Here is a 14,187-nt window from a genome sequence, read left to right as displayed (position 1 = left end):
ATGGACATCGGCGGAATCAATCTGGTCGTCCTTGTCGCGTCGATGATGGTCGCCGCGGTGCCGGTCCTGCTGGCCGCCTTGGGCGAGGCGGTGGTGGAACGGTCGGGCGTTCTTAATCTGGGCGTCGAAGGGCTGATGATCACCGGCGCCATCGGCGGCTTTGCCACGGCGGTCTGGTCCGGCAGCCCGGTGGTGGGCTTTCTGGGCGGTGCGCTGGCAGGGGCGGCGCTTGCCTCGGTCTTTGCGCTGCTGACACAGGTCTTTCTGGCCAATCAGGTGGCCACCGGCCTTGCGCTGACGCTGTTCGGGCTGGGCGTCGCCTCGCTGGCCGGTCAGGGCTATGACGGGATCAAGCCGCCACCCACCGGCAAGGTGCCCTTCGGCCCCCTGACCGAGATTCCGGTGCTGGGCCCCATCCTCTTCAGCCATGACTGGGTGGTCTATTTCTCCATCGCCATGACCGCCGTCCTGTGGTGGGTCCTGCGCGCCACGCGGCTTGGCCTGATCATCCGCGCCGTGGGCGAAAGCCATGAGGCCGCCCACGCCCTTGGCTACAAGGTGAACCGCATCCGCCTGATGTGCATCCTGTTCGGCGGCGCCATGGCGGGGATGGGCGGCGCCTATGTCAGCCTGATCCGGGTGCCGCAATGGGTGGACGGGATCACCGCCGGCGCGGGCTGGATCGCGCTGGCCATCGTGGTCTTTGCCAGCTGGCGGCCGTGGCGTGTCCTGCTGGGTGCATATCTTTTTGGCGGAATCACCCAGCTTCAGCTTAGTTTGCAGGCGACAGGAAGCGCCATTCCGGTGGAATACTTGTCGATGGCCCCCTATCTGGTAACCATCCTTGTGCTTGTCATCATGTCGTCGGGGCGCGGACGTGCCACGATGGGGGCGCCCGCCGCCCTGGGCCAGAACTTTCACGCCTCGCGTTGAGGCTAATTCAATGCGGGGCCGCCCAATGGTCCCGCCCAAACGGGGAGAAATCCGAATGAACCGCAGAACGCTTCTGGCCAGCGCCGCCCTGGGCTTTGCCCTTGTCTCCGGCGGGGCAGCCATGGCGCAGGACAAGACGAAGGCCTGCTTCGTCTATGTCGGCACCGTGACCGATGGCGGCTGGACGCAGGCCCACCACACCTCGGTCCTGAAAGCGCAGGAAAAATTCGGCGATGCCGTTGAATTCCAGTGGCAGGAATCGGTGCCCGAAGGTGCGGATGCCGAGCGGGTGATGACCCAGATGGCGCTTGGCGGCTGCGACATCATCTTCGCGACCTCCTTCGGCTATATGGACCCGGTGAATGCCGTGGCGGCCAAGTTCCCGGATGTGAAGTTCGAGCACGCGACCGGCTTCAAGCGGGAACATCCGAATGTCGGCATCTACAATGCCCGCTTCTACGAAGGTCGCGCGGTGCAGGGCCTGATCGCGGGCAAGATGACCAAGACCAACAAGATCGGCTACATCGCCTCGTTCCCGATCCCCGAAGTCATCATGGGCATCAACTCCTACTTCCTGAACGCGAAGAAGGTGAACCCGGATGTGCAGATCAACGTGGTCTGGGCCTTCACCTGGTTCGACCCGGCGAAAGAGGCCGATGCCGCCAAGGCGCTGATCGACGCGGGCGTGGACGTGATCGCGGCCCACACCGATTCGACCGCGCCGCTGGCCGAAATCGCCAAGACCAACGGCAAGGTGATCGGCTTCGGTCAGGCCTCTGACATGGAAGCCTACAAGCCTTCGCCGCGCGTCAGCTCGATCATCGACGACTGGTCGCCCTATTACATCAAGCAGATCCAGGCGGTGATCGACGGCAACTGGGTGTCGGAAGACACCTGGGACGGGATCAAGGACGGCACCGTGGGCATCGGTGAATTCACCGGCCTGCCCGAGGAGCTGGTGGCAGAGGCGACCGCGCTGAAAGAGGCCATCGCGGCGGGCACCTATCACCCGTTCACCGGCCCGATCAACAAGCAGGACGGGTCGCCCTGGCTGGCCGAAGGCGCCACCGCGCCCGATGGCGACCTTCTGGGCATGAACTTCTATGTCGAAGGCGTGACCGGCGACATTCCCCAGTAATCCGGCCCGTTTCGGATTTGCGAAGGCCCGCTCCGGCGGGCCTTTTGCATTCCGCTGCCCGAAAATCTTGCAATCCTGCCACAGCTTTCCCCGGAGCCGCAGTTGACGCTTGCGGCAACGCAGCATGATAGCTAAACAAGCGGTCGGAAAAAGGCGGACCATGGGACGCAGACGCAGCCTGACGCAGACGGAACTGTTTGACGCGGTGGAACGTGTGGTCCGCCGCGACGGTCCGCTTGGCCTGACGATCGAGGCGGTCGCGCAGGAGGCAGGGGTCAGCAAGGCGACAGTGCTTTACGACCATGCCTCGAAAACCGATCTGCTGCTGGCGCTGATCACCGACCGCTTCGCCCGTCACCGCGACCAGATGGCCGAACGCGCCGCCCGGTCGGACAACCCCGATCTGGCCTGGATGCAGGGGGTGATCGAAGTGATGGGCCGCCCGCCCTCCGAGGACGATTCCCTCGTCTCGCTTTTCGTGGGCGAGGCGTTGAAGCCCGGAAACCCCTGCCGGGACCTGCTGCAGCAGGTGCTGGAAGAGGATATGGAGCGGATGCGCCGTGTCTCGAACGATCCGCGGGCGGCAAGGCTGGCCTATCTGGCCCTCTATGGTCTGGCCACCGCCACGCTTTACGGTGCCGTCTCGCTGTCCGATGCGGACCGCGCCCTGCTTTTGACTGATATTCAGCGGCTGGCCTGCAATGGCTGTGCCACAAGACCGGAGTGAACCCGATGCGTGCCCCCCTTCTTTCTGCCGCGCTGGTGGCAGTGATCCTGTCCTCGGCGGCGCTGGCCCAGACCCCGGGCCAGATGCCGCCCACGGCCGTGACCACGCTGGTGCTGGAAGCGAAGCCGCAGCCGGTGATCAACGAACTGCCCGGCCGGATTTCTGCCACCCGCGTCAGCGAGGTGCGGCCGCGCGTCTCGGGCATCCTGATCGAACGGGTGTTCGAACAGGGCTCGGTCGTGGCCGCGGGCGATGTGCTTTACCGCATCGACGCCAAACCCTTCGAGGTGAAGGTGCAGGCGGCCGAAGCCGCGCTGGCCAAGGCACAGGCGACGCTGGCCAATGCCGAGGTGGGCCTGAAACGTCAGCTGGCGCTGCGGGAGAAAAATGTCGCCGCGCAGGCCGAACTGGACAGCGCCGAAACCGTGGTGCTGCAGGCCAAGGCCGATGTCGCGCTGGCCGAGGCTTCGCTGGCCGAGGCACGGCTGAATCTGGAATATACTGAGGTGCGGGCCCCGATTTCCGGCACCATCGGCCGTGCGCTGGTGACCGAAGGCGCGCTGGTGTCGTCCTCGGGCGAGTATCTTGCGCTGATCCAGCAGCTGGACCCGGTCTATGCCGATTTCACCCAATCCACGACCGAACTCTTCCGCCTGCGCCGCGCGCTGGCCGATGGCACGCTGGTCGCGGCCACCCCGGGCGAGGCGACGGTGCGGCTGTTCTTTGATGACGGCACCGAATATGGCCACAAGGGCGCGCTCCTGTTCTCCGAAGCGGCGGTGGACGAATCCACCGGGCAGGTCACCCTGCGCGGCGAATTCCCGAACCCCGAGGGCGACCTTCTGCCCGGGCTTTATGTCCGGGTGCGGATCGAACAGGCGGTCCGGCAGGACGCGCTGGTGATCCCGCAAAAGGCCGTGCTGCGCGATACCGCGGGCAATGCGACAGTCTATGTCGTGGCCGAAGGCAACAAGGCCGAACCCCGCGCCGTGCGGCTTGGCCCCACCGTGGACAGCGGCTGGATCGTCGAAGAAGGGCTGAACCCTGGCGATGTTGTGGTGATCGAGGGGGCGCAAAAGCTGTTCCCCGGCGCCGATGTCGCCCCCGAAGCAAAGGCCGAGTGATACCCATGGCGCAGCTTTTCATCCGCCGGCCGATTCTGGCCTGGGTCATCGCCATCTTCATCGCCATGGCCGGCATTCTGGCCATCCCGCTGATGCCGATTTCGCAATATCCGGCGGTGGCCCCGCCGCAGATCTCGATTTCCGCCTTCTACACCGGGGCCAGCCCCGAAGAGATGTATGAGGGCGTCGCCAACCCCATCGAAGAGGAACTGAACGGGATCGAGGGGCTGGAATATTTCGAAAGCACCTCGGACGCCTCCGGGATGATTTCGATCACGGCGACCTTCACGCCCGAAACCGATGCGGCCAAGGCCACCATCGACGTGCAGAATGCGGTCAGCCGGGTGGAACCGCGGCTGCCCGTGGCCGTCACGCAGGGCGGGATCACCGTGGAACAGGCGGCCTCGGGCTTTCTGATGATGGTGGCGCTGACCTCGGACGACGGGTCGCGCAACGCGATTGAGCTGGGCGATTACATCAACCGCAATATTCTGGGCGAGGTGCGGCGGATCGACGGCGTGGGCAAGGCGCAGCTGTTCGCCGCCCCGGTCGCACTGCGGATCTGGATCGACCCCGACCGGATGACCGGCCTGAACCTGACCCCGGCCGAAGTCACCGCGGCCATCCGCGCGCAGAATGCGCAGGTGGCGGGCGGCAGCATCGGCGCCGACCCGAACCCCGTCTCGACCGAGATCACCGCCACCGTCCTGCTGAAAGGTCAGCTGAAAACGGTCGAGGATTTCCAGAACATCATCCTGCGGGCCAATGCCGACGGCTCCTCTGTGCGGCTGAAGGATGTGGCGCGGGTCGAACTGGGGGCGCAGACCTATGCCTTCTCCTCGCGGCTGAACGGCCAGCCCGCCGCCGCCATGGCGGTGCAGCTGTCGTCCACCGGAAACGCACTGGCCACCTCCACCGCGGTCAAGGACAAGATGGCGGAACTGGCGCAGTTCTTCCCCGAAGGCATCAGCTATTCGGTGCCCTATGACACCGCGCCTTTCGTGGCCCTGTCCATCGAGAAGGTGATCCATACGCTGCTGGAGGCGGTGGCGCTGGTCTTCGTGGTGATGTTCGTCTTCCTCCAGAACATCCGCTACACGATCATTCCGACCATCGTGGTGCCGGTCGCCCTGTCCGGCACGCTGGCCGTGTTGTGGGCCGCGGGCTTTTCGATCAACGTCATGACCATGTTCGCCATGGTTCTGGCCATCGGCATTCTGGTCGATGACGCCATCGTCGTGGTGGAAAACGTCGAACGCATCATGGCGACCGAGCATCTGCCCCCCAAGGAGGCGACGCAGAAGGCCATGAAGCAGATCACCGGCGCGATCATCGGCATTTCGCTGGTGCTGGCGGCGGTGTTCATCCCGATGGCGTTCTTTGCGGGGTCCACCGGGATCATCTACCGACAGTTCTCGCTGACTATGGTTGTGTCGATCCTGTTCTCATCCTTCCTTGCGCTGTCGCTGACGCCTGCGCTTTGCGCGACCTTCCTGAAGCCTATCCCCGAAGGTCAGGGCCATGTGCACAAGGGCGGTCTCTTCGGCCTGTTCAACCGCGGCTTCGACGGGCTGACCCGGCGCTATGGGCGGCTGATGGGCGGGCTGACGCGGCGGTCGGCGGTGATGATGGTGCTTTATGTCGCCATCACGGCGGCGGTCGGCTGGGGCTTCACCCGCCTGCCCGCCTCCTTCATCCCGACCGAGGATCAGGGCTTCATCATCGTCGATCTCCAGACGCCCTCCTCGGCCTCGGTCAACCGGACACTGGCCGCGGTGCAAGAGGCCGAAGGCTTCTTCGCCCAGCAACCCGAGGTGGAAAACACCGTCGCCGTCACCGGCTTCTCTTTCTCGGGCTCCGGCACCAATGCGGCGCTGATGTTCGTCACCTTCAAGGACTGGGCCGAACGCGACCGCAGCGCCGATGAGATCGCCATGGGCGCGAACATGGCCCTGTTCGGCATGAAGGATGGCCGCGCCTTCGCCCTGTCGCCCCCGGCGATCATGGGTCTGGGCGGGACCGGCGGCTTCTCCCTGCGCTTGCAGGACCGCGGTGGCAACGGCCAGCAGGCGCTGATGGCCGCGGCACAGCAGCTGATCGATCAGGCGCAGGCCTCCGGCCTTGCCGTCGCCATGCGGATGGAGGGGATGCCCCCCGCGCCGCAGGTGGTGGTGACCATCGACCGCGAGAAGGCGAATACCTTCGGCGTGACCTTTGCCGACATCAACTCGGTCATGGGCACTTATTTCGCCTCGACCTATGTGAATGACTTCCCCAATGCGGGGCGTCTGAACCGGGTGATCGTGCAGGCCGAAGAAGGCGCCCGACTGGATGCCGAAGACCTGCTGCGGCTGACCGTGCGCAATGCGCAGGGCGGCATGGTGCCCTTCTCCACCTTTGCCACGGTGTCGTGGCAGCAGGGTCCGGCGCAGGTTGTGGGCTACAACGGCTATGCCGCGGTCCGCATCTCGGGGTCTGCCGCGCCGGGCGTGGCCACGGGCGAGGCGATGGCCCAGATCGAGGCGATTGCCGCCAGCCTGCCCGAGGGGTTCGGCTATGAATGGTCCGGCGCCTCACTGGAGGAAATCAAGTCCGGCAGTCAGGAATATCTGCTTTACGGCCTGTCCATCGTCTTCGTCTTCCTGCTTCTGGCCGGGTTGTATGAAAGCTGGTCGATCCCGCTGTCGGTCATGCTGATCGTGCCGCTTGGCGTGGCGGGCTGCGTGGCCGCGCTGATGCTGCGCGATCTGCCAAATGACCTGTATTTCAAGGTGGGCCTCATCACGATCATCGGGTTGTCGGCCAAGAACGCCATCCTGATCGTCGAATTCGCCAAGGAACTGGTGGAACAGGGCAAATCGCTGGCCGATGCCGCGGTGGAGGCGGCGATGCTGCGCTTCCGCCCGATCCTGATGACCTCGCTGGCCTTCACCTTCGGCGTCTTGCCGATGATGCTGGCCTCCGGCGCCTCGGCGGCCTCGCAGCAGGCGCTTGGCACCGGGGTGGTGGGCGGCATGATCGCGGCCACGCTCTTCGCGCCGATCTTCGTGCCGGTGTTCTTCTGCTTCGTGCTGAAATACGCCCCCTGGGGCAAGCGGCACGTCCGGGCCTAGGGTCGCCTGACAGATCGCAGCGCCGGGCCGGCGGAATGACTGGCCCGGCGGCTTGAATTCGCCCCCGCGCGGTGATTGTGTCGCCGCAAAACCGCGGGGGCCTTCATGTTCGACTTCCTTATCATCGGTGGCGGCATCGCCGGAATCTCGGCCGCCGCCCGCATCGCCCCCTTGGGGTCCGTGCTGGTGCTGGAGGCCGAAGAGGCGCTGGCTCATCACGCCTCGGGCCGGTCCGCCGCGCTGTATGAGCCGCGCTATGGTGCGCCTGCGGTGGTCGAACTCTCCATGGCCTCGGGCGATTTCTTCCGCGCGGCGGGCAATATCCTGTCGCCCCGCGGATTGATGCTGGTGGCGCGCGACGACCAGAAAGAGGCCTTCGACCACGATCTGGCGGCGATGGACTTCACGCCCATCAGCGTGGCAGAGGCGCAGGCGATCCTGCCGATCCTGAACCCGGATGTGGTGAAGATGGCAGGCCACGCCGCCCATGCCGAGGATATCGACACCGACCTTCTCTTGCAGGGCTTCGCGCGTGAAGCCCGCGCCCATGGTGCCCAGATCCTGACCCGCGCCCGCGTGACCGCGATCCGCCGCACCGCAACGGGCTGGCATTTGACGCACGAGAAGGGAGAGGCCGAGGCGCGGATGATCGTCAATGCCGCAGGCGCCTGGGTCGATCAGGTGGCCGCGCTGGCCGGGGTGCGCCCCTTGGGCTTCACCCCCCTGCGCCGGTCGATGGCCCGCATCCCCGCCCCCGCAGGCAGGGATGTGTCGCGCTGGCCCATGCTCTTCGGCCCGGGTGAGGATTGGTACATGAAGCCGGACGCAGGCGCGCTCATCGTCTCTCCGGCCGAGGAAGACCCGGTCGATGCGCCGCATGATGCCTGGGCCGATGATATGGTGCTGGCCGAAGGCCTTGCCCGGTATGAGGAATTCGTCACTGACCCCGTCACCCGCGTCATCGCCAACTGGGCAGGCCTGCGCACCTTCTCACCGGACCGGGTGCTGGTGATCGGGCCCGATGCGCGGGATCCGGCGTTCTTCTGGCTGGCCGGACAGGGCGGCTATGGCTTCCAGTCCTCTCCCGGGGCCAGCGCGTTGGCCGCCGATCTGATCGCGGGCCGCAGCCCCGCCCTGCCCCCCGCGCTGGTGACCCAGCTCTCCCCCGCCCGCTTCGGCTGATCCGTCGGCAAGGGGCCGCCGGGGCCCGCGCGGCGGGGATGGGCAAGGGGCGTGACACGGGCGGCGACCTCGGCCATCATCGCGGCCATGCGCCGTTTGTCCCTTGCCCCCGCCCTCACCCTTCTGTGCCTTGTCCTTGCCGCCTGTGGCGGCGTCTCGCGCGAAAGACCCTCTGCCCGGCCCCCGGTCGATGTGGCGCCCACAGCCGTGGTTGCGCCGAATTTCGGCGATGCCGATCCGATCACCGACTGGAACGGCAAGCCGCCGCAATCCTATGCCGTCCATGGCATCGACGTGGCCCGCTACCAGAAGGGCATCGACTGGCGCACCGCCCGGGCGAACGGGGTGAACTTCGTCTTCATCAAGGCGACCGAGGGCGGCGACCGCGTGGATGAGATGTTCCATGACCACTGGCGCGGCGCGGGCCGGGCCGGGATCGAACGCGGGGCCTATCACTTCTTCTACCATTGCCGGCCCGCCGCCGAACAGGCGCGCTGGTTCATCCGCAACGTGCCCAAGACGCCGGGCATGCTGCCCCCCGTGCTGGACATGGAATGGACCCCCTTCTCACCCACCTGCACGGTGCGACGCGACGGCGCCACCATCCGGGAGGAGGCGCGGATCTTCCTCGACATCGTGTCCCGCCATTACGGGCAAAAGCCGATCGTCTATACCTCGATCGACTTTTTCGAGGACAACCAGATGTGGAAGGTGCAGGGCGCCGACTTCTGGCTGCGGGCGGTGGCGAAACACCCGCAGGACCTTTATGACGGGCACCATTGGCGGTTCTGGCAATATACCTCGACCGGGCTGATCCCGGGCATTCCCGGCAAGGTGGACATCAACGTCTTCGACGGCTCCGCCGCGGACTGGACCAGATGGCTGGCGTCCCGCGCGAACTGACGGGCGGAAGCGGGGGCCAGCCCCCGCACCCCGGGATATTTAGCGACAGAAAATGGCAGGAGCCTTGCCTTTGGCACAGAGGTCTGGCTGCCCGACTGACCAGCGGGCGGCACGGGCGCAGCAGCCCTGAACACAAAGAACCGGCCCCTGTCAAAGGGCTGGCTCCCGATTTCATCTGTTCCCAAATATCCCGGGGTCCGGGGCAGAGCCCCGGCGGGCGGTGAAAGGCTCAGCCGTCCACCCGGATGCGGGCGTTGGCCGGGTCATGCGGGCTGTCTTCCACCACCACGGCATCCCATTCCTGCAACAGGATTTTCACCTTCAGCTTCGTGCCCACCTCGGCCAGATCGGGGCGGACATAGCCCATGCCGATCTGTTTGCCGAAGACCACCGAATAGCCGCCCGAGGTCAGGCGCCCGATCTTCTCGCCGTCCAGCAGCAGCGCCTCTTTGCCCCACGGATCAGTGTCGGACGGGCCGTCGATCAGCAGCGTCACGCATTTCGACCGGATGCCCTTGTCCAGCATCGCCTGCTTGCCGCGGAACTCTTTCGACAGATCGACGAAGCGGTCCAGACCCGCCTCCAGCGGCGTGGCGTCACGACCCAGTTCGGTGCCGAAGGCGCGGTAGCTTTTCTCCTGCCGCAGCCAGTTCTGCGCCCGGGCGCCGACCGGCTTCAGCCCGTGCTTCTCGCCCGCCTTCATCAGGAGGTCCCAGAGGTAGCGGCCGAATTCCACCGGGTAATGCAGTTCCCAGCCCAGTTCGCCGGTATAGGCCACCCGGATCGCGCGGACCGGGCACATGCCCAGTTCGATATTGCGCATCGACAGCCAGGGGAACCGCTTGTTCGACAGCACGGTGTCGGGATCGGCGTCCTGGACGATCTCTTTCAGGATGGCGCGTGCGGTCGGCCCGGCCAGCGCATAGACGCCCCATTGCGTGGTCACATCGTGAATGTCGATATGCCCGCCGCCCGCCGCGATGAAGTCTTCGGCGGATTTCTTCAGGAAGTCATAGTCATAGGCCGTCCACGCGCCCGCCGAGATGATGTAGTATTCATCCTGCGCCAGCCGCACGATGGTGTATTCGGTGCGGGTGGTCCCGGCCTCGGTCAGGGCATAGGTCAGGTTGATGCGGCCGACCGTAGGCAGTTTGTTGCAGGTGAAATGGTCAAGGAAGGCCGTGGCGCCCGGGCCGCGCACCAGATGTTTGGTGAAGGCGCTGGCGTCGATGATGCCGCAGGTATCGCGGACGGCATCGGCCTCGGCCTTGGCAAAGGGCCACCACGCCCCGCGGCGGAACGACCGGCTGTCATGGTCGAACGAGGGCGAGGCGTCGAGCGGGCCGTAATAATTCGGACGCTCCCAGCCGTTCACCTGCCCCATCTGGGCACCAAGCGCCAGCTGACGGTCATAGGCGGGCGCGGTGCGCAGCGGGCGGGCCGCTTCACGCTCTTCATCCGGGTGGTGCAGGATGAAGACATGCTCATAGCATTCCTCATTCTTCTTCACCGCATAATCGGTGGTCATCCACGCCCCGTAACGCTTGGGGTCCAGCGAGGCCATGTCGATCTCGGCCTCGCCCTCCACCATCATCTGGGCAAGGTAGTATCCGGTCCCGCCCGCGGCGGTGATCCCGAAGGAGAAGCCCTCGGCCAGCCACATGTTGCGCAGGCCCGGCGCCGGGCCGACCAGCGGGTTGCCGTCGGGGGTATAGCAGATCGGGCCGTTGAAATCGTCCTTCAGCCCCACGGTTTCCGAGGTCGGGATCCGGTGGATCATCGACATATACTCCGCCTCGATCCGCTCCAGATCCAGCGGGAACAGATCCGCGCGGAAGCTGTCGGGGACGCCATAGGCAAAGCGGGCGGGCGCGTTACGCTCATAGGGGCCAAGGATCCAGCCGCCGCGTTCTTCGCGCACATACCATTTGGCATCGGCATCGCGCAGCACCGGGTGTTCCGGGTTCCCGGCCTTGCGCCAGTCCACCAGCGCGGGGTCGGGCTCGGTCACGATATACTGGTGCTCGACCGGGATCGCCGGGATCTTGATGCCCAGAAGTTTCGCCGTGCGCTGCGCGTGGTTGCCGGTGGCGGTCACCACATGTTCGGCATGGATGTCGTATTTTTCATCCGTGGCCACCAGATTGCCGCCGACATCGGCCATGCGGGTGACGGAAACGATCCATTCCGACCCGGTCCAGCGATAGGCATCGACCTGGATCTTCCGCTCGATCGTCACGCCGCGCTGGCGGGCGCCCTTGGCCATGGCCTGCGTCACATCGGCGGGGTTGATATAGCCGTCCTGCGGGTGGAACAGCGCGCCCTTCAGGTCTTCGGTCCTGACCAGCGGCCAGCGCTCCTTGATCTGCGCGGGGCTGAGGAATTCGTGATATACCCCGGCCGTTTCCGCGACCGAGGAATAGAGCATGTATTCGTCCATCCGGGCATCGGTCTGTGCCATGCGCAGGTTGCCGCAGATGGAAAAGCCCGCGTTCAGCCCGGTTTCCGCCTCCAGCGTCTTGTAGAGATCGACGCTGTATTTGTGGATATGGGTCGTCGCATAGCTCATGTTGAACAAGGGCAGCAGGCCCGCGGCATGCCAGGTGGAGCCGGAGGTCAGCTCGTCCCGCTCGACCAGCAGGGTGTCCCATCCGGCCTTTTGCAGGTGGTAGGCGATGGATGTGCCGACGGCGCCGCCACCGACGACAAGGGCTTTGACATGGGTCTTCATGGGGGACGCTCCGCGCAATCTGGTTGCCACATAGATGCCACGGCCCCTGAAACCGGGACAGGCCCGCCCGACCCTTCGCATCAAAAAGCGACATCGCCCGGACAGACCCCGCCGCAGGATGCGGCACAGGTCACGCCACGCCCTTTGCCGGTTGCCCGACCGGACCGGAGATACCGGGTGCGGCCCGCCCGTCCTGCTGCGGCGGCGCAGGATGCCGCATTGACCGCGGCCCGGCTTTGCCGGTAGAGCGCATTGCATGCAGCGGCGGTCCCTTACAGCACAGGCTTTCCTCTGGGTCCTGCTGGCCCCGTTCCTGCTTCTGTCGCTGATCCATCCCTCGGTCATGCCGGCACGGGCCGCGGATGGCACGCTGACCATGGTTCTGTGCAGCGTGGACGGGCCGGATGAGGTGACGATCGACCTTGCCACCGGCGAGGTGGTGGACAAGGCACCCTCCGACGGCTCTGACCATTGCGACTGGGCCTGCGGCCAGATGGCCGGTGCCGTCGTCACACGCCCCGAAGCACCGCCGCGGGCCGTCCGGGTCACCCGCATGGCTCCGCCACCGGCAGCAGCGCTCCTGCAGATCGCGGCGGCCACCGGCCTGCCTCCTGCCACGGGTCCCCCCTCCGCCTGACGTTTCCCGCTTTCATAGAAACATCAGACGGACAGTGAGACATGACCGATGCAACCCACGGGACCGCGGTCCCGACGGCCGCAGCTGCGGCCAGCAAATTCTATTTCATCGCCTGGCGCTGGCATTTCTACGCCGGGCTTTACGTGATCCCCTTCCTGGCCATGCTGGCGGTGACAGGGCTGGTGATGCTCTGGATCTCGGCATTGGCCGGGGTGACGGGGGACAAGATCCCGGTCGTTCCCGGATCTGCACCCCTGGCGGTGTCCGCCCTTCAGACGGCGGCCGAAGCGGTGGTGCCCGGCGGCACAGCGGCCACCTATCTGGCGCCGTTGAGCCCGGACAGTGCCGCCGTCTTTGCCATCGCATCGGATGCGGGCAAGACGGGCGTGTCTCTGAACCCCTATACCGGAGAGGTTCTGCACAGCTTCCCCTGGCGCGCGGGCTGGTATGACACGGTGAACAAGATCCATGGCACGCTGATGCTGGGCACAACGGGCGACCGCCTGATCGAGATCGCCGCAAGCCTTGCCATGGTTCTGGTCGTCTCCGGCCTTTATCTGCACTGGCCCCGCGGCGGGCAGGGCAGTCTTCTGCTGCCCAATCTGGCAGCCCGCGGCCGTGCCCTGTGGAAATCGCTGCATGGCGTCATCGGGTTCTGGATGTCGCTGGTGATGGTGGCCTTCCTGATCTCCGGCCTCAGCTGGTCGGGCATCTGGGGCGAGCGGATGGTGCAGGCCTGGAACACTTTCCCGGCTGAAAAGTTCGGTGCGCCGTTGTCGGACCAGACCCATGCCACGATGAACCACAACGGATCGAAAGAGGTGCCCTGGGCTCTGGAACAGACGCCGCTGCCGGAATCGGGCTCTCTGACCGGGATCACGGCCATCGAAGGTCCGGTGACGCTGGACGCGGTGGCCGCCTTTGCGGAGCGTCTGGCCCTTCCGGGGCGGTTCCAGATCGCCCTGCCGCAACGCGCCTCCGGGGTCTGGACGATCAGCCATGACAGCATGTCGAATGACGGAAACGATCCTGCCGCCGACCGCACGATCCACATCGACCAATATACCGGCAATATTCTGGCCGATGTCCGGTATGAGGATTATTCGCCCTATGCCAAGGCCATGGCCTGGGGCGTGGCCTTCCACGAAGGCGACATGGGCTGGTGGAACGTGGCGTTGAACACCGTCTTTTGCCTGTCGATCCTGTTCCTGACCATTTCGGGTCTGGTGATGTGGTGGAAACGCCGTCCCGCCGGGGCCCCACGTCTGGCCGCCCCGCCGCGCCCGCGCGATGCGGGACTGTGGAAAGGGGCGGCCCTGCTGATGATCGTTCTGGGTGCCCTGTTCCCGCTGGGCGGTCTGGCGATGGTGGCCGTTCTGCTGCTGGACGCCACGCTGCTGCGTCTGCTGCCCGGGTTGAAGCGCGTGCTCAGCTGAACCGCCCGACAACTGAACCGCCCGGCATGCCGGGCGCGAAAACGCTGGTCCTGCCGGAGGGGTTCCTTCCTTCGGCAGAAATAAAATCTGCCCCGCAGCGGGAGCCGGTTCTGAACTGTCGCGTTTACTTTCCGAGAGCGCAGGACGCGCCATGGATCCAAGGGTTCTCCCTCCCTGCCCGCGGACCCGGAGTTCGTCTTCCGGCTTCGGTCGGTCCCCGATCTCGACAAGACCGGCCCGTGCCCGGGTTTGTAACCAGTTGT

10 protein-coding genes are annotated in these 14,187 nt (G+C 65.8%); 9 read left to right on the top strand and 1 reads right to left on the bottom strand.

Features of this window, described 5'->3' with window-relative positions:
• The 7 genes from ACO2Q5_RS09515 to ACO2Q5_RS09485 all read left to right on the top strand — a co-directional run bounded on the left by ACO2Q5_RS09515 (nt 1) and on the right by ACO2Q5_RS09485 (nt 9,120).
• A complete protein-coding gene (locus tag ACO2Q5_RS09515; RefSeq protein ID WP_423290293.1) occupies nt 1–933 on the top strand; it encodes an ABC transporter permease in 933 nt (310 codons plus the stop codon).
• A 55-nt stretch (nt 934–988) separates the two neighbouring features.
• Nucleotides 989–2,071 carry a BMP family ABC transporter substrate-binding protein gene (locus ACO2Q5_RS09510; protein ID WP_423290291.1) on the top strand — a complete coding sequence of 361 codons (1,083 nt, stop codon included), beginning with the start codon at nt 989–991 and terminating at the stop codon, nt 2,069–2,071.
• Nucleotides 2,072–2,231: 160 nt separating this feature from the next.
• Nucleotides 2,232–2,798, top strand: a complete 567-nt coding sequence (locus tag ACO2Q5_RS09505) for a TetR/AcrR family transcriptional regulator (RefSeq protein ID WP_423290289.1) — start codon at nt 2,232–2,234, stop codon at nt 2,796–2,798.
• Nucleotides 2,799–2,803: 5 nt separating this feature from the next.
• Nucleotides 2,804–3,922, top strand: coding sequence for an efflux RND transporter periplasmic adaptor subunit (locus tag ACO2Q5_RS09500; protein ID WP_423290287.1), 1,119 nt, complete (start codon nt 2,804–2,806; stop codon nt 3,920–3,922).
• A gap of 5 nt (nt 3,923–3,927) precedes the next feature.
• Complete coding sequence (locus ACO2Q5_RS09495; protein WP_423290285.1) at nt 3,928–7,035, top strand: multidrug efflux RND transporter permease subunit; 3,108 nt, start codon at nt 3,928–3,930, stop codon at nt 7,033–7,035.
• A 105-nt stretch (nt 7,036–7,140) separates the two neighbouring features.
• A complete protein-coding gene (locus ACO2Q5_RS09490) occupies nt 7,141–8,217 on the top strand; it encodes an NAD(P)/FAD-dependent oxidoreductase (RefSeq protein ID WP_423290283.1) in 1,077 nt (358 codons plus the stop codon).
• Nucleotides 8,218–8,304: 87 nt separating this feature from the next.
• Complete coding sequence (locus ACO2Q5_RS09485) at nt 8,305–9,120, top strand: GH25 family lysozyme (RefSeq protein WP_423290555.1); 816 nt, start codon at nt 8,305–8,307, stop codon at nt 9,118–9,120.
• A gap of 229 nt (nt 9,121–9,349) precedes the next feature.
• Here ACO2Q5_RS09485 and ACO2Q5_RS09480 read toward each other — a convergent pair whose 3' ends face one another.
• Nucleotides 9,350–11,851, bottom strand: a complete 2,502-nt coding sequence (locus ACO2Q5_RS09480; protein WP_423290281.1) for a GcvT family protein — start codon at nt 11,849–11,851, stop codon at nt 9,350–9,352.
• Between the two features lie 256 nt (nt 11,852–12,107).
• Between ACO2Q5_RS09480 and ACO2Q5_RS09475 the strand changes: the two genes are divergently transcribed.
• Both ACO2Q5_RS09475 and ACO2Q5_RS09470 read left to right on the top strand, forming a co-directional pair.
• Nucleotides 12,108–12,488: a hypothetical protein gene (locus ACO2Q5_RS09475; protein WP_423290279.1), complete on the top strand. Its 381-nt coding sequence runs from the start codon at nt 12,108–12,110 to the stop codon at nt 12,486–12,488.
• Nucleotides 12,489–12,529: 41 nt separating this feature from the next.
• Nucleotides 12,530–13,924: a PepSY-associated TM helix domain-containing protein gene (locus tag ACO2Q5_RS09470; protein WP_423290277.1), complete on the top strand. Its 1,395-nt coding sequence runs from the start codon at nt 12,530–12,532 to the stop codon at nt 13,922–13,924.
• Nucleotides 13,925–14,187: the final 263 nt, after the last annotated feature.

Source organism: Neotabrizicola sp. VNH66, assembly GCF_049445895.1.
Lineage (GTDB): Bacteria > Pseudomonadota > Alphaproteobacteria > Rhodobacterales > Rhodobacteraceae > Pseudogemmobacter.
This window is presented reverse-complemented; position numbering and strand designations above follow the sequence as displayed.